The organism is Brachybacterium sp. (assembly GCF_052095815.1).
Classification (GTDB): Bacteria; Actinomycetota; Actinomycetes; order Actinomycetales; family Dermabacteraceae; genus Brachybacterium.
Window position 1 is genome coordinate 45987 of record NZ_JBQDLF010000021.1, and the last position, 15021, is coordinate 61007.

General features: G+C 70.0%; 14 protein-coding genes. 6 read left to right on the forward strand and 8 right to left on the reverse strand.

The genetic code is table 11. The features are described 5' to 3' along the window. Positions 1 to 6 precede the first annotated feature (6 nt). The 3 genes from ACTH43_RS10010 to sucC all read right to left on the reverse strand — a co-directional run bounded on the left by ACTH43_RS10010 (position 7) and on the right by sucC (position 3183). A complete protein-coding gene (locus ACTH43_RS10010) occupies positions 7 to 924 on the reverse strand; it encodes a CPBP family intramembrane glutamic endopeptidase (RefSeq protein ID WP_441444756.1) in 918 nt (305 codons plus the stop codon). Between the two features lie 186 nt (positions 925 to 1110). Then, positions 1111 to 2001, reverse strand: coding sequence for a succinate--CoA ligase subunit alpha (gene sucD / locus ACTH43_RS10015; RefSeq protein WP_441444757.1), 891 nt, complete (start codon positions 1999 to 2001; stop codon positions 1111 to 1113). A 12-nt stretch (positions 2002 to 2013) separates the two neighbouring features. Beyond that, the gene (gene sucC / locus ACTH43_RS10020) at positions 2014 to 3183 is read right to left on the reverse strand and encodes an ADP-forming succinate--CoA ligase subunit beta (RefSeq protein ID WP_441444758.1); all 1170 of its coding nucleotides are present in this window, start codon (positions 3181 to 3183) and stop codon (positions 2014 to 2016) included. 270 nt (positions 3184 to 3453) lie between these two features. Here sucC and ACTH43_RS10025 point away from each other — a divergent pair, with 270 nt between their 5' ends. The 4 genes from ACTH43_RS10025 (at position 3454) to ACTH43_RS10040 (ending at position 7889) form a co-directional block, all read left to right on the forward strand. Beyond that, positions 3454 to 3786, forward strand: a complete 333-nt coding sequence (locus tag ACTH43_RS10025) for a hypothetical protein (RefSeq protein ID WP_441444759.1) — start codon at positions 3454 to 3456, stop codon at positions 3784 to 3786. Positions 3787 to 3800: 14 nt separating this feature from the next. Next, a complete protein-coding gene (locus ACTH43_RS10030) occupies positions 3801 to 4286 on the forward strand; it encodes a hypothetical protein (protein ID WP_441444760.1) in 486 nt (161 codons plus the stop codon). A gap of 149 nt (positions 4287 to 4435) precedes the next feature. Next, on the forward strand, positions 4436 to 7444 hold the full coding sequence (locus ACTH43_RS10035) for a multicopper oxidase domain-containing protein (RefSeq protein WP_441444761.1): 3009 nt from the start codon (positions 4436 to 4438) through the stop codon (positions 7442 to 7444). A 28-nt stretch (positions 7445 to 7472) separates the two neighbouring features. After that, complete coding sequence (locus tag ACTH43_RS10040; RefSeq protein WP_441444762.1) at positions 7473 to 7889, forward strand: VOC family protein; 417 nt, start codon at positions 7473 to 7475, stop codon at positions 7887 to 7889. Positions 7890 to 8052: 163 nt separating this feature from the next. Here ACTH43_RS10040 and ACTH43_RS10045 read toward each other — a convergent pair whose 3' ends face one another. Both ACTH43_RS10045 and ACTH43_RS10050 read right to left on the reverse strand, forming a co-directional pair. Beyond that, complete coding sequence (locus ACTH43_RS10045; RefSeq protein WP_441444763.1) at positions 8053 to 10872, reverse strand: UvrD-helicase domain-containing protein; 2820 nt, start codon at positions 10870 to 10872, stop codon at positions 8053 to 8055. 121 nt (positions 10873 to 10993) lie between these two features. Beyond that, positions 10994 to 11341: a hypothetical protein gene (locus tag ACTH43_RS10050; RefSeq protein ID WP_441444764.1), complete on the reverse strand. Its 348-nt coding sequence runs from the start codon at positions 11339 to 11341 to the stop codon at positions 10994 to 10996. A gap of 60 nt (positions 11342 to 11401) precedes the next feature. Here ACTH43_RS10050 and ACTH43_RS10055 point away from each other — a divergent pair, with 60 nt between their 5' ends. Further along, complete coding sequence (locus ACTH43_RS10055) at positions 11402 to 12550, forward strand: lysylphosphatidylglycerol synthase transmembrane domain-containing protein (RefSeq protein WP_441444765.1); 1149 nt, start codon at positions 11402 to 11404, stop codon at positions 12548 to 12550. A 92-nt stretch (positions 12551 to 12642) separates the two neighbouring features. Here ACTH43_RS10055 and ACTH43_RS10060 read toward each other — a convergent pair whose 3' ends face one another. The 3 genes from ACTH43_RS10060 to ACTH43_RS10070 are packed head-to-tail and all read right to left on the reverse strand — an operon-like array spanning position 12643 to position 14397. Then, positions 12643 to 13134, reverse strand: coding sequence for a hypothetical protein (locus tag ACTH43_RS10060; protein WP_441444766.1), 492 nt, complete (start codon positions 13132 to 13134; stop codon positions 12643 to 12645). After that, positions 13115 to 14182: an alpha/beta hydrolase gene (locus ACTH43_RS10065; protein WP_441444767.1), complete on the reverse strand. Its 1068-nt coding sequence runs from the start codon at positions 14180 to 14182 to the stop codon at positions 13115 to 13117. Before ACTH43_RS10065 ends, ACTH43_RS10060 begins: the two co-directional genes overlap by 20 nt. After that, positions 14179 to 14397, reverse strand: coding sequence for a BldC family transcriptional regulator (locus ACTH43_RS10070; protein WP_441444768.1), 219 nt, complete (start codon positions 14395 to 14397; stop codon positions 14179 to 14181). Before ACTH43_RS10070 ends, ACTH43_RS10065 begins: the two co-directional genes overlap by 4 nt. Positions 14398 to 14711: 314 nt before the next feature. Here ACTH43_RS10070 and ACTH43_RS10075 point away from each other — a divergent pair, with 314 nt between their 5' ends. Then, positions 14712 to 14912, forward strand: coding sequence for a DUF3073 domain-containing protein (locus ACTH43_RS10075; RefSeq protein WP_441444769.1), 201 nt, complete (start codon positions 14712 to 14714; stop codon positions 14910 to 14912). The last annotated feature ends 109 nt before the right edge of the window (positions 14913 to 15021 follow it).

Here is a 15021-nt window from a genome sequence, read left to right on the forward strand (position 1 = left end):
GTCGCCTCAGCCGAGCAGGCTCAGCAGGTGCAGGAGCACAGCGAAGCCGTTGAGGAGGATATGGGCGAGCACACATGGCCACAGCCGCCGCCAGCGGCTCCAGATCACGCCGAGCGCGATCCCCGTAGTCCCCTGCAGCGCGATCACCTGTGCGGCATTGACCCATAGCGGTCCGTCGCCATGGGAGAAGATGTGCATCAGGCCGAACAGAAGGGACGCCGCCAGGATTCCGGTCCAGGGGCCGGCCAGCGCCTCCAGACGGGTCTGCAGCAGCCGGCGGAAGAGGACCTCCTCGCCGATCCCGGCGGTGACCGCTGTGGCGGTCGCCGCGATGATCAGCATCGGCAGCGGCGGCCAGGAGCTCGGCATGCCCGGGGAGAACGGGCCGATGCTCGAGAGCACTCCGAGCACGAGCACCGGGAGGATCAGGACCCACCGCGGAACCTGCGGCCGCGGGATCCGCACGCTGGAGCCCCGGCGCCTCTTCCCCACGCCGAGCACGAGCCCCGGGATCAGCAGGAACATCGCGAACTTCAGCAGCACGTAGTCCTCGGGCAGCGGGAGCACCGGCACCAGCAGCAGAAAGCCAGCTGCCAGCCCGATCAGTCCGGCGGACTCCGTGGCAGCACGAGGCTGTCTGCGCACGATGGCCGAGCTGTCTCCGCTGCCCGCCGGCAGCAGCAGCGCGAGCACGATCGCGAGCCCGGCGGGGACCAGCAGCAGCGGCACAGCCATCGGCACGTAGCCGGGATCGGCGGAGACGACGACCCCTTGAGGGCTGCGGAGCGCGGTCACCACGATGGCGGTCACGAAGATCCCGCTCAACACCCCGATCACCGCCGGATGGTCGGCGCGGGCGCGGTCGGCGAGCGGAGGCGTCACAGCGGACGATGGCGGTGCCGGAGCCGGGAGCTGAGCAGTCATGAGGACATCCTTCCCGCAGCCTGCGGGACGGCGCCTCCGCCGGACGGAGGAGATCCTCTCATCATCCTCCGCGAGCGATCCTCCGCGATCGACCTCGAATGCGCAGCGCCCCGGATCCGCAGGGGTTCCGGGGCGCTGGCGTCGCGGTGGGACGGACTCAGCCGTCGATGCCGCGTGGGTCGGCTCTCAGGCCAGGCCCTTCATGATCTCGCGCATCAGGTCAGCGGTCTCGGTGGGGGTCTTGCCCACCTTGACGCCGGCGGCCTCGAGAGCCTCCTTCTTGGCCTGCGCGGTGCCCGCGGAGCCGGAGACGATGGCGCCGGCATGGCCCATGGTCTTGCCCTCGGGGGCGGTGAAGCCCGCGACGTAGCCGACGACCGGCTTGGTCACGTGCGCCTTGATGTACTCGGCCGCACGCTCCTCGGCGTCGCCACCGATCTCACCGATCATCACGATGCCGGCGGTCTCCGGATCGTTCTCGAACGCCTCGAGCGCATCGATGTGGGTGGTGCCGATGACCGGGTCGCCGCCGATGCCGATGGCGGTGGTGAAGCCGATGTCGGCCAGCTCGTACATCATCTGGTAGGTCAGGGTGCCGGACTTGGAGACCAGGCCCAGCTTCCCCGCACCGGTGATGTTCGAGGGGGTGATGCCCGCGTTGGACTTGCCGGGGCTGATCAGTCCCGGGCAGTTCGGCCCGATGATGCGGGTCGAGCCCTTCTCCTGCGAGTAGTTGAAGAACTCGGCGGAGTCCTTGACCGGGATGCCCTCGGTGATGATCACCAGCAGCTCGATCGCGGCATCAATAGCCTCGATCGCGGCGCTCTTGGCGAACTTCGGCGGCACGAAGACCACCGAGACGTTCGCACCGGTGGCCTCCATGGCCTCGGCGACGGTCCCGAAGACCGGCACCTCGGCGCCGCCCTCGAAGGTGACGGACTGGCCGGCCTTGCGGGGGTTCACGCCGCCGACGATGTTCGTGCCGGAGTCGAGCATGCGCTGGGAGTGCTTCATGCCCTCCGAGCCCGTCATGCCCTGGACGATGACCTTGCTGTTCTCATCGAGAAAGATAGACATGTCGGGTGCTGCTCACTTTCCTGCGGCGGCGAGCTCGGCAACCTTCGCGGCGCCGCCGTCCATGGTGTCGGCCTGGGTGACGAGGGGATGGGCGAAGTCGGCGAGGATCTTGCGACCCTCCTCGACGTTGTTGCCGTCGAGGCGGACGACGAGCTGCTTGGTGGCTGCATCGCCAAGCTTCTTCAGGGCGCCGACGATGCCGTTGGCGACCGCGTCGCAGGCGGTGATGCCGCCGAAGACGTTGACGAACACCGCGGAGACCTGCTCGTCGCCGAGGATCACGTCGAGGCCGTTGGCCATCACCTCGGCGGAGGCGCCGCCGCCGATGTCCAGGAAGTTCGCGGGCTTCACGCCGTGGGACTCACCGGCGTAGGCGACCACGTCGAGGGTGGACATGACCAGGCCCGCGCCGTTGCCGATGATGCCGACCTCGCCGTCGAGCTTGACGTAGTTGAGATCCAGCGCCTTGGCCTTGGTCTCCAGCGGGTCCTCGGAGGTGACGTCGACGAGAGCGGCGTGGTCCTCGTGGCGGAACTCCGCGTTGTCGTCGAGGGTGATCTTGCCATCCAGGGCGACGATGTCACCGGCGCCGGTCTTCACCAGCGGGTTCACCTCGACGAGGGTGGCGTCCTCGTTCTTGTAGACATCCCAGAGCTTCTCCAGCACGGGGGCGACCTTCGCGCCGGTCTCGGCGTTGAACTTCGCGGCCTCGACGATCTCCTTCGCCTTGGCCGCGTCGATCCCGACGTTGGGGTCGACGGCCACGCGGGCGAGGGCCTCGGGGCGCTCGACGGCGAGCTGCTCGATCTCCATGCCGCCCTCGACCGAACACATGGCCAGGTAGTTGCGGTTGGCCCGGTCCAGCAGCAGCGAGAAGTAGTACTCCTCGGCGATGTCGGCACCGGCCGCGATCATGACGCGGTGCACGGTGTGGCCCTTGATGTCCATACCGAGGATCTCGGAGGCCTGCTGCTCCGCCTCCTCGGGGGACTTGGCGATCTTGACGCCGCCGGCCTTGCCGCGGCCACCGGTCTTCACCTGGGCCTTGACGACGACGACCGGGGTGCCGAGCTTCTCTGCGCCGGCCTTGGCGGCCGCCGGATCCTCCGCGACGACTCCTCCGAGCACGGGCACGCCGTGCTTCTCGAAGAGATCGCGGGCCTGGTATTCATACAGGTCCACGGGGTGGGTTTCCTCTCGATGTCGGCAGTGGGCGGCCGGCCGCACTGGCCTCGATGCCACCCCTGGGAACATCGCCAGGGTATCGCTTCCCCCGACCGTGATCGCACCACTGGCAATGGTGTGCGTGGAGTCTCACTCGATGCGGTCACGACCTGGCGGGGCTCCCCCGCGCCCGTCCTGCGCTCCCCGCGCCCGCCCTGCCCCCGCACCGCCCACGAGACCCGACCTCGTCCTGGGTGCATGTCCAGCCGGCGCGACTACGATGACGGGATGAATCGACGACCCCGCGGCCTGGTCCGGCGAGTACGGGACCACATCGGCTTCAGCGTGATCGCGATCGGCGTGCTGTTCATCGTGCTGCGGCTGGTCGGGGTGCGCTCCACGTTCGCGGGCTTCGTCCTGTCCGTGGCCATCACGCTGGCCCTGAACGTGGGCCTGTCCTACTACACCGACTACCGCGCGAAGCATCCCCGGCCGCAGCGGGAGAACCGCGGAGGCGGAGACATCCGCTTCCGTGAGGACGATGCGCGAGATCAGCGCCGCATGGACCCTCGTGACCGCGACCGCCACCCGGTGCGCGAGCATCGCGACGAGAACCGCTGAGAGGAAGAGTCGCCATGGCCGATTGGAAGACGTACGCGAAGGCCGCTCGAAATACGGCCCGCAAGCAGGCCCCGGAGGCGCGCGACGCCGCCCGGCGCGCTTCCGACCGAGCGGGCGGTTACGTCCGCGCCGCCGGGAAGGCGATCGACGAAGGGCGCGACGAGCACTCCTCGCCGCGGACCACGACCTCAGAACGGCCACGGGTCGACGGCGACAGGCTCCGCAGCGACGCCGTCGCCTACTACACGGTGGCCAGCCGCCGCGTGACGGCTGCGAACATCGGCCCCCGGATCCTGCGTTCTCTGCGGGACGCCCTGCTGATCGGGCTGTCCCTCTTCATCATCTGGGGCGTGCTCGCTGCGGCCGGGATCCCGATCCCTTTCACCACGGTGCTGATCATCGTCGCGGTGATCGTGGTGGTCAGCTTCGCCGGTGGCGTGTATGCGCAGTGGAAGCGCGCCCGGGAGGCGCAGCCGCCCGCCGCCGAGCCGCGGGCCTGACCGGCCGGCTCCGCAGAGTCGCGGGCCTGACCGACCCAGGACCTTCGCCACCGCCGTAGTGCGGCCCACGGATCTACTCTGGATAGGTCCCTGCCCGTGGCTCGACCGGATGAACGTCGTCCCGGCCGGAGCCTCCCCCCGAGGTGGTCATGCCTGAGCCGTCCCTCCCCCACGCCGCCACCCCGCTCCGCGGTCGTCCCCGCCCGGAGGGCTCGTCGGGCCGTGGCTCCTGGCATCGCCGCGCGTCCCGCCCCGTCTCGTTGTGGATGGTCGCGCTGGTCGTGGTGGTGCTGACCCATCAATGGATACCGCAGTCACGCTGGCTGCTGGTGCACATGGTGACCCTGGGGCTGATCACCACCTCGATCATGGTGTGGGGGCAGCATTTCACCGAGGCGCTGCTGAAGACCCGCCTGGGTGAGGAGTCCCGGCCCCGACAGCTCAGCCGCATCCGTCTGCTGAGCGCCGGGGTGCTGGTCACGATCCTCGGCATGCTGCCGACCTGGCCCTGGGTGGTGGTGCTCGGGGCTCTGATGGTCTCCGCTGCGCTGGTCTGGTACGCCGTGGCGCTCGGTGCCCAGATCCGAGCGGCTCTGGCGCCTCGCTTCGAGTTCACCGTCAAGGCGTACATCGGCGCGGCCTGCCTGATCCCGGTGGGTGCGACGCTCGGCGCAGTGATGGCGTTCAGCCCGGGCGAGCCGTGGCAGGGACGTCTGCTGCTCGCCCACCAGCTGGTGAACATCCTGGGCTTCGTGGGGATCACGGTCACCGGCACCCTGCTGACGCTGTGGCCCACGGTGCTGCGCACCCGGATCGAGCTGGCCGCTGCTCGGCGGTCAGCGGGCGGCCTGCTGGGCATGCTGCTGGCGGTGCTCGGTGCGACCGCAGGCGCCCTGCTGGGCTCGACGCTCCTCGGCTGCGCCTTCCTGCTCGCCTACCTGGGCTCCTTCGCCTGGGTCGCGGTGACCCTGATCCAGGTGACGCTCCGCGCCGCCCGCCAGGAGCGCACCGTGCCGCTGCCGCTGTTCCCCGTGCTCTCGATCGCATCCGGGGTGATCTGGTTCGCGGTGACCGTGGTGGGGCTGCTGGCGATGTGGTGGCGATCGGCCGACGAGCAGCTCGCCAGCTCGCTGGTCGCCGCGGATATCCAGCAGCTGACTGTTCCGTTCGTGACCGGCTTCCTGCTGCAGGTGCTGCTGGGCGCGATGAGCTACCTGCTGCCTGTGACGATGCGCGGCGGCCCACGGTCCACGAAGGCCGCGCTCGAGGTGATGAGCCGCTTCGCGGTGCTGCGCATCGTCACCTACAACCTCGCGGTCGCACTGTTCGTGCTGTCCGGGATCGGGACCTCCGCCTCTGGGGCGGTGTTCGCTGCGCTCACGCTCGGAACGGCCGACGTCGCGGACTTCGGGTCGTTGTCGCGGGTGGTGCTCTCGCTGCTGGGCTTCGCGGTGCTGTTCACGTTCCTGGTGCTGATGGTCATGGCCATCAGGGCGAGCGTGCGGAATCGAGGCGTCGGCCTGCCGATGCCGGTCCGGGCCCCTGACACGGCGCCCGGCGCCGCGACCGGGACCGCCTCGGCCCTGCCGGTCCCGTCGACTCCCGTCAGCGCGGCGGCACCGGCCTCCGTTCCAGCCACCGCCGACGCAGCGGCATCGCCTTCCGCTCCGGCCCCCGCCAGCGCGGAGGCAACGCCCTCCCCGTCGGCCCCGCCCCGGGCAGCGGCCGCTTCGGCGTCCCGCTCCGAGGGGATGGACCGTCGGGCGCTGACCGGTGCGCTGCTGGGGATCGGTTCGGTGCTGGGAGCGACAGCGCTGGGCACCTCGCTGGACCGTGCACAGGGTTCGGTCCCCGACCACGGCGCTCTGCACGGGGCCGGCGTCGGCAGCGCGGTCGCCCCCACCGGAGCGACCACCACCATCGCGGTGAGCATGGCGGAGATGCGCTTCTCCCCCTCCACTCTCGACGTGCCCGCCGGGAACGCGCTGGTGATCGAGCTGAGCAATGACGACCCCTATGACGTGCACGACCTCGTGCTGGCCAGCGGTGTCTCCTCCGGTCGGCTGCAGCCCGGGGAGAGCACCACGGTGGATGCCGGGGTGATCGGCCACGACCTGGAAGGCTGGTGCTCGATCGTCGGCCACCGCGCGATGGGGATGACCCTCCAGATCACTGCCGGCGGAGCAGGCGCCGCACCCGGGCCCGAGCATCCTTCCGCTGGTGCGACCGGGCAGGAGCTCGCTCGGATCCCCCTGGATCTGCAGGCCGCTCCGGGCACCGCCCACCGCCCCCGCCCGGCGCTCCTGCCGCCGAGCGCAGGACCGCAGCAGCGCCTCCCCCTCGAGATCACGGAGGTCGACGCCGAGATCGCCCCGGGGGTGCGGATGGACGCCATGACCTTCGGCGGCACGGTGGTCGGCCCGGTGCTGCGCTCTGAGCTCGGGGCACGGCTCACCGTCGATCTGGTGAACCACGGCTCGATGGGGCACTCGCTGGACCTGCACGCCGGACGCATCTCCCCGGACCAGTCGATGCGCACCATCCCGCCCGGCGAGAGCCTCGAATACTCGATCACCACCGACTATGCCGGGATCTGGCTCTATCACTGCTCGACCATGCCGATGAGCGTCCACCTGGCGGCCGGGATGGTCGGGGCGCTGATCGTCCCGCCAGCGGTCCTGGCGGAGGTGGACCGCGAGTACGTGCTGGTCCAGTCCGAGCACTACCTGGTGCCCGAGGGTGCCGCCGGATATGACGCGGCGATGCACGAGGGCGCCCATCCCGTCAGCCCTGCGAAGATCGCAGCCGAGCAGCCGGACGCCACCGTGTTCAACGGGCATGCCAACCAGTACGTCCACGCCCCGCTCGAGGCTCGAGTGGGTGAACGGGTGCGCCTGTGGGTGCTCGCCGCCGGCCCGTCGCGGGGGATCTCCTTCCATGTGGTGGGCGGGGTGTTCGACACCGTGTTCAAGGAGGGTGAGTATCTGCTGCGCCCGGACAACGAGAACCGTGGCGGGTCGCAGGCGCTGGACCTCGCTGCCGCGCAGGGCGGGTTCGTCGAGCTGGTCTTCGACGAGCCGGGCACCTATACCGCGGTGAACCACTCCTTCGTGGAGATGGAGCGCGGGGCGCGAGCACTGATCCGGGTGACCGGCTGAGAGTCCGCTGCGGGGGTACCGTCAGCCCATGACCTCACCGCCGCCTCGTTCAGGCCTCCATCATCTTGAGCTGTGGACCGCAGATCTCGCCGCCGCAGAGCCAGCCTGGCACTGGCTGATGACGACCCTCGGCTGGGCGGCCGAACGGTTGGAGGGCTGGGAGCGGGGCCGCATCTGGCGCTCGGCAGATGGCGGCTACCTGGTGCTCGAGCAGTCCCCGGACGTGCTCGGCACGCGCTCGGAGCGTCGCTCCCCGGGCATGAACCATCTCGCCCTGCGGGTGACCGACCGTGCCGTCCTCGACGCGATCAGGAGCGCCGCCCCGGAGCACGGCTGGCGCGAGCTGTTCGCCGAGCGCTACCCACACGCCGGCGGGCAGGACCACACAGCCTGGTACGGCGAGGACGCCGAGGGCATCGAGGTGGAGCTGGTCCTCGCTCCCTGAGCCCGGCTGAGCAGGCCGCGCCGGAGTTCGGTCCGACGGGCCACGCACGAGCCAGGCCCCTGGGCTCCGCCGGAGTCAGGCCCTCGACCCCGCCAGAGCCCGGCCCCGCGAGTCCCGCAAGAGCGGGGCCTCGCGGTCCAGGTGTGCTCAGAGCTTGGTGTGCTCAGAGCTTGGTGACCGCGGCGTAGCGCAGCACCAGGCGCTTGGTGCCGTGCGGAGGCTTGAACTGCACCTCGATCTGGGTCTTGTCCCCCTGCCCGGCGACCTCGGTGACCGTCCCCATCCCGAAGGAGTCATGGGTGATCCGATCACCTGCCACGAGCTGCGGCAGCTTCTCCGCAGGGATCGCCGTTCGGCCCGAACCGAGGCTGGGCCGCTTGATGTCGCTGCGCCCGCCGCCGATGCCGCCGCTGAAGGAGGGCCCGCGCTGGGAGCCGGTGCTGCGGCCTCCGCCGTAGCCGCCCGAGCCGCTGTAGCTCCCGCCGAATCCGGCACCGCTGAGGGTGGACCCCGCACGGGCGACGTCGAGCACCTCTTCAGGGACCTCGTCGAGGAAGCGACTGGCGGGCATGAACTGCGACTGCCCCCAGGTGGAGCGCATCTGCGCGCGGGTCAGGTAGAGCTTCTCTCGGGCGCGAGTGATGCCCACATACGCGAGGCGCCGCTCCTCCTCGAGCTCCTCCGGGTCGCCGAGCGTGCGGTTGTGGGGGAAGGTGCCGTCCTCCATCCCGGTGAGGAAGACGACCGGGAACTCGAGGCCCTTGGCGGTGTGGAGGGTCATCAAGGTGACGAACTGGTCCTCCTCCCCGGGGATCTGGTCCGCATCGGCGACCAGGGAGACCTTCTCCAGGAAGCGGTCCACAAGGCTCGCCTCGGGATCATCCGGAGCAGTCAGTGCGGCATCGGGCGCGACGTCGGCGCCGGGAGCATCCGCTGCGGGGGTGGCGTCAGTGGCGGTGGTGGTGGTGGTGACGGTGGCGGAGCTCACATCGACCGCTGCCGGAGCGTCGCCTGCCTCCGCCATCTCGTCCTCGTACTCGCTGGCCACCGCGTCGGCCTCTTCGGTCTGCGCCTCGAACTCGGCGGCGACGCTGATCAGCTCGGCGAGGTTCTCCAGACGGGACTCGTCCTGCGGATCATCGCTGCCCTGCAGCTCGGCGTAATAGCCCGAGCGCTGCAGGATCGCCTCGAGCAGCGCGGCGGGGCCGTGCCCGACCTCGGCCATCTCCTGCAGATCCTCGAGCATCGCCACGAAGACGCGCACGGCGTTCAGCGAGCGCGTGGCGATTCCGGGCGCCTCCTCGGCACGGCGCAGTGCCTCGCCGAACCCGATCCGGTCTCGTTCGGCGAGCATCGCAATCGTTGCTTCGGCCCGGTCGCCGATGCCGCGTTTGGGGACGTTGAGGATGCGGCGCAGGTTGATCTCGTCGGCCGGGTTGGCGAGCACCTGCAGGTAGGCGATCGCGTCCTTGATCTCACGGCGCTCGTAGAAGCGCGTGCCACCGACCACCCGATAGGGCAGCCCGACCCGGATCAGCTGATCCTCGAGCGCCCGGGACTGGGCGTTGGCACGGTAGAAGATCGCGATCTCGCCGGCACGGCGGCCGTCGTCCACCAGGGCGTCGATCTGGCGGCCGATGTACCGGGCCTCCTCCCGCTCGTCGTCGGCGACGTAGAGGGTGATCTTCTCGCCCTGCCCCTGATCGGTCCACAGGTTCTTCTTGCGCCGCCCGGCGTTCTCCTCGATCACGGAGTTCGCCGCGGACAGGATGTTCTGGGTGGAGCGGTAGTTCTGCTCGAGCACGATGGTGCGGGCTGAGGGGAAGTCCTGCTCGAACTCGACGATGTTGCGGATCGTCGCACCGCGGAAGGCGTAGATCGACTGGTCCGAGTCGCCCACGACGGTGAGGTCAGCGCGAGGGTCCTCCCCCACGAGCTCTCGCACCAGCTGGTACTGGGCGGTGTTGGTGTCCTGGTACTCGTCCACCAGCAGGTGTCGGAAACGCCGGCGATAGCCCTCCCGGATCGCCGGGTTGTCCCGCAGCAGGGTCACCGTCAGCCCGATCAGGTCATCGAAGTCCACGGCATTGGCCTGGCGCAGCCGCTCGGTGTAGTTCGTGAAGATCCGGGCCAGGGTCCGCTCGAAGGGATTCTTCGCACTCTCCGCCTGGGCGGCGAAGTCCGCCGGCTCGACCAGGTCGTTCTTCAGGCTCGAGATGCGCGAGGCCAGTGCCCGGGGCGCGTGCTTCTTGGTGTCCAGCTGCAGGTCCTTGGCGATCGTGGTGATCAGCCGCAGCGAGTCCGCGCTGTCGTAGATGGTGAAGGAGCTCTTGAGCCCAGCCGCCTGGGCGTCCCGACGCAGGATGCGCACGCAGGCGCTGTGGAAGGTGGCGACCCACATGCTGCGGGCCACCGGACCCACCAGCTCTCCCACGCGTTCGCGCATCTCGGCCGCCGCCTTGTTGGTGAAGGTGATCGCGAGGATCTCCCCGGGCATCGCCTCACCGGTGCGCAGCAGGTGCGCGATCCTGCGGGTGAGCACGCGGGTCTTGCCCGAGCCGGCACCGGCGACGATCAGCAGGGGGCTGCCGCGATGCTCGACGGCCTTGTGCTGGGCCGGGTTCAGCCCGTCGGTCAGTTCTGCGAGCCCCGCCGCTGCGGCGCCGGCAGGCGACCTCCAGCCGCCGCTCTCCGATCCACGCTCAGCGGGATGCGGGGCCTCCTCCAGATCCGCCGGGGGCTGGGGTACGGGGCGGTCCTGCGCCGGCGGCGCCGAATCGAAGGGAGGCTCCTCGCCATAGGGCGGTTCGTCCTCGCCATAGAACGGTTCGTCGTCCTCCGGGGGGCCGTCGGGCAGCGGCGGCTGCTCGGAGCGATCGCGCTCCTGCTCGCGCCTCGTCGCGGAAGCGGCAGGGGTCACCGACACGCCATCCAGTCGGCGGAAGGCATCGGGCAGCGAGAGGTCGTCGAAAAGTGAGCTCATGAGGGTTCCAGGATAGGCACGGGGCCCGACAGCGCGTGTGCTGCCGGGCCCCGTTGTGGACTGATCGGTGAAGAGGGTGAGCGTGAGCACGCTCCGGCGGTGTCTTTCAGCCGGTCACGGCTCAGACGAAGACGGCGATGATCACATTCGCGACGATCGCGGCGGGAATGCCGAACCAGACCGCGGAGGGCGTCTCGGGGCCCTTCTTGTTCGCGATGTAGGCGAGCACCACTGCGACCACACCGATCAGCAGCTTGATCCCGAGCTTCATGTGGTTCGGGTCGCCGGGGAGGGCGCCCGGGATCGAGACCAGAGCGGCGAGCAGGACGCCGATCACGACGGCACCCGCCGTGGCGTGGGCCATGCCCTTGTTCGGCTGGCGGGTACGGGCAGCTGCCACCCAGGTGCCGAGCGCCACGGCCCAGCAGATCAGGTGCAGCACGACAAGGAGGGAGAACAGGAAGGACATGACACCATGTTAGATCCTTCCCCTGAGAGGACTCTGCTCGCCGCGTGCGAGAATCACCGCATGTCAGCGGCTTCCCCAGGCTCCCCCGACTCTCCGGACCCCGGTCCTGCCACCGTGCCGCTCGGCGCGGACGATGCCGCGCGCGCTCGGCGAGGGCCCGACTGGCTCATCCAGGAGCTCTCCGAGTTCGACGCCGAACGCCCGCCCCGCCTCACCCCGGGGCGCCTCGTCGCCGGATTCCTCTCCGGGGCGCTGGTGATCGCGCTGCTCGGCTGGGCGCTCCCCTGGGCCACCGGTGCGAGCTGGGCGGAGATCGGTGGGACCCTCGCGTCCTTGCCGCTGTGGGCGCTGCCCGCCATGGTGGTGCTCGGAGTCGGGGCTTTGGTGCTGGAATCGCTCACCGTGCGTGCCGCTCTGCCCGGGTCACGCTGGCGCCCCGCCCTGCTGGGGCACGCCGCCTCGTCGGCGACCACCCTGGCCATCCCGGGGGGCTCAGTGCTGGGGCTGGGCGTGCTGGGCTGGATCCTGCGTCGCTCCGGGCTCGCGCTGCCGCTCATCTTCACCGGCATCGTCGCCGCGTCACTGGTCGAGATGGTGATCACCTCGGTGCTGATCCCGCTGCTGGGACTTGGCGCCTATGCGCTGAGCTCGGTGCTGGCGCCGACGGGGATCGCGCTGCCCGGTGCGCTGTGGGCGGCGCTGGTCGCGGTTCTCGGCGCTGTGCTCGCCCTCGCGCTCACCTCAGTGCTGCTGCGCCGGCCGGTGCTGGCGAAGATCCTCGCCCAGTTCGGGCAGACGCTGCCCGAGCACCTCGCACGCGAGATCCTCATGCAGCGCGATGCCCTGGTGCAGATGCTCCGGCGGCGTCCGCTGCAGCTGCTGGCACCCACGATCGGCGCCCGGCTGCTGCAGTGGATCGCGCTGCTGGCGGCCTTCGAGGCGGTGGGGGCCACCGTGCCGCTGGCGTTGACGGTGGCGATCTTCGCGCTCGGGAGGGTGCTCTCCCTGGTACCCCTGACCCCGGGCGGTGCCGGCGTGTCCGAGGCGGTCGGAGCCGCTGCGCTGGTGGCCCTGGGGGTGGGTGCCGCCGAGTCCGCGGCGGCGATGCTCCTGCTGCTGGTGACCATGCTGATCATCCCGCTGTTGGGAGGGGCGCTCGCTGCCGTGGTGGCACTGAGCTTCGCGCCCGATCGACGACCGGCGCGCTGAGGCGGCAGTACTCGACCAGCAGCACTGAGCCAGCAGCGCCGGGCAAGTCGGCAGGGCCCGCACCCGGGTCCGATCACGTGCGGGGACGGGACTCAGCCCATCTCGTCGTCGTCGGGTTCGTCGTAGTCGGGGGTGTCGATCCCGAGGGTGTGGGACGGATGGGCGAGGAGGCCCTCGCCAGCGCTCGGCAGCAGGGGGAAGCCGCCGATGCTGGCACCGTGCTCGGTGCCGACGAAGGCAGCGACATCCTGCACATGTCGATGCGCCTCATCGCCCCTGCCCAGGAATCCAGCGCCGGAGTATCCTCCCAGCCGGCGCCCGCTGCTGCGTTCGGCGGCCACCGCGGCGCCGTCCAGCTGCTTGGCGCTGGCCCGCATCCCGCTCGCGATCCTTCCCAGCTCCGGATACTGGTCCAGGGTCCAGCGCTCGTGGAGCTTCTCGCCGATCTCCCGGGTCTCGGGGACCACGGAGAGGGTGACGTCCACCAGGGAGTTGGCCAGTCGCAGCCGCAGGATGGTGAGGCGGTCTGCGGCACGGCGCAGGGCAGCTGCGTGCCCTCGCAGCTCACACGGGTCCGCGGTCATCGGTCAGCTCCTTCCCGGGACGTGCTGGCACCGAGGTGCCGAGGTCGGAGGCACCGTCGAGTGCACTCATGGTAGGGGCTCCAGCGCTGAGCGCATCCAGCCATTCGTCCAGGATCGTGGTGGCCCTGGACCGGGCATCCGCGTCGGAGAGGAAGACGTCGTGGCGGGCTCCGTCGATCGCCTCGATCCGCACCTCGGGGCCGAGGCGGGCGGCGGCGCGGGCGAGGGTGCGGACGTCCAGCACCGAATCGGCACGTCGCATCTCTTCGACGAACCGCGCACCGATCCGGCTGCGCGCGGAGTGCATCACCAGCACCGGGATGGACAGCGGGCCGGCAGCGGCGAGGCGGCTCTGGCCCTCGATGATCGCGCCGAGGGTGTTTGCGGGCAGGCGGTGCCCGCCGGGTGGTTTGAGCACCAGGTCGTAGTCATGGGCCCCGCCGAAGTCGCGGTGAGTGGCCCGGGCGTAGTTCTGGCTCCCCGAGGGGAAGAGGGGACGGCGCCGGAGTCGTTCCGCGAGCAGTCTCACCGGTGCCTCCGCGAGGGATCGGGCCACCGGCCCCAGATGCATCTCGAGCCATGGGGAGTTCAGCGCGAGGCCCGCGACCGTGCCGGGATGGCGCTGCGCCCAGAGCGCCGCGATGAGCCCGCCGGTGGAGTGGGCCAGCAGCACCGGCGGCCGGTCGCGGCCGATGATCCGCAGCGCGGCCCCGATCTCCTGGTCATAGCGGTTGAGGTGATCGACCTCGGTCGCGGTCTGGCCGGGCAGCAGGCTGCGTCCGTGCTTGCGCAGGTCCACGCCCCAGACTTCATGCCCGTGGCGTCCCAGGTGCTCCATCAGATCACGGTCGAACACATAGTCGGACCATCCGTGCATCAGCAGGATCGGCGGCTTCTTCGCCGCGCCCGTTGCCTCTGCACCGACCGGCTGTGGGGTGTCCGTCGCCTCGCGATGGATCAGCGTGGCGATCAGGGGTCCTTCGTCATCCGCTCCGAGGTCGATCGGGTGCGCTGTGTACCCCTCCCCCAGGATCGGGTCTCTGCTCACTCGTCCTTGGTGCTGTCCTGGAGCAGGTCGACGACCTCATCGCGGCGGTAGCGGCGATGGCCGCCGAGGGTGCGCATGTAGGTGAGCTTTCCTGCCTGGGCCCAGCGGGTGACCGTCTTGGGGTCGACGTGGAACATCTTGGCGACCTCGGCGGGGGTCAGTAGTTCCGCGGTGTCCTCATTGCCCGCGGGGTGTTGCTCCGTGGATGCATTCATGGGGCGTGCGACCTTTCACTGCGGGCATCGGGGAGCGGGCAGCGCCCTGATAGACAGGTGATGTGCGCTCCGGTCTCCAGACTACTGGGTAATGTCTGAAGTCGAGCAAACTTATGACCAGTGTCGTGCCAATATCCAGAGTTCGGCCGTGCCCTCTGGGTCACATCCTGATTCCCCGAAGGGATGTCCGGCACGTCTCACTCCTCGGGGTTCGCCGGACGACAGGGCGACCATGTACCCTGGGCCCACGAAACTAATGCCATCTTCCGGGTCGACAAGAGCACCCGGCAGCCGATGCACAGGGGGTCAGATCCATGGGTCGCGGCCGACAGAAAGCCAAGCACACCAAGGTGGCACGGGACCTCAAGTACTACAGCCCGCCGACGGACCTCACGGCACTGCAGCGCGAGCTGCAGTCTCAGAGAGGCGAGACAGCCTCCGCCAATGGAGACAGTCGGGCCGAGGACAGCGACGACCGGGCCGACGAAGACGCTCCGTCCGTCTATCGCCGTTGAGGACGCCCGGCACCAGCCGGGAAGCACCGTGACACAGCAGGAGGGCCGACCCATTGGGTCGGCCCTCCTGCTGTGTCACGGCCCCTGTGTCACGAAGTCACGGCCCCTG

Coding starts and splice junctions, on each gene's coding strand:
- ACTH43_RS10045 (WP_441444763.1), bottom strand. CDS start 10,872: ATGAGCTCACTTTTCGACGACCTCTCGCTGCCCGATGCCTTCCGCCGA.
- ACTH43_RS10075 (WP_441444769.1), top strand. CDS start 14,712: ATGGGTCGCGGCCGACAGAAAGCCAAGCACACCAAGGTGGCACGGGAC.
- ACTH43_RS10040 (WP_441444762.1), top strand. CDS start 7,473: ATGACCTCACCGCCGCCTCGTTCAGGCCTCCATCATCTTGAGCTGTGG.
- ACTH43_RS10035 (WP_441444761.1), top strand. CDS start 4,436: ATGCCTGAGCCGTCCCTCCCCCACGCCGCCACCCCGCTCCGCGGTCGT.
- ACTH43_RS10030 (WP_441444760.1), top strand. CDS start 3,801: ATGGCCGATTGGAAGACGTACGCGAAGGCCGCTCGAAATACGGCCCGC.
- ACTH43_RS10070 (WP_441444768.1), bottom strand. CDS start 14,397: ATGAATGCATCCACGGAGCAACACCCCGCGGGCAATGAGGACACCGCG.
- ACTH43_RS10025 (WP_441444759.1), top strand. CDS start 3,454: ATGAATCGACGACCCCGCGGCCTGGTCCGGCGAGTACGGGACCACATC.
- ACTH43_RS10055 (WP_441444765.1), top strand. CDS start 11,402: ATGTCAGCGGCTTCCCCAGGCTCCCCCGACTCTCCGGACCCCGGTCCT.
- ACTH43_RS10010 (WP_441444756.1), bottom strand. CDS start 924: ATGACTGCTCAGCTCCCGGCTCCGGCACCGCCATCGTCCGCTGTGACG.
- ACTH43_RS10060 (WP_441444766.1), bottom strand. CDS start 13,134: ATGACCGCGGACCCGTGTGAGCTGCGAGGGCACGCAGCTGCCCTGCGC.
- sucD (WP_441444757.1), bottom strand. CDS start 2,001: ATGTCTATCTTTCTCGATGAGAACAGCAAGGTCATCGTCCAGGGCATG.
- ACTH43_RS10050 (WP_441444764.1), bottom strand. CDS start 11,341: ATGTCCTTCCTGTTCTCCCTCCTTGTCGTGCTGCACCTGATCTGCTGG.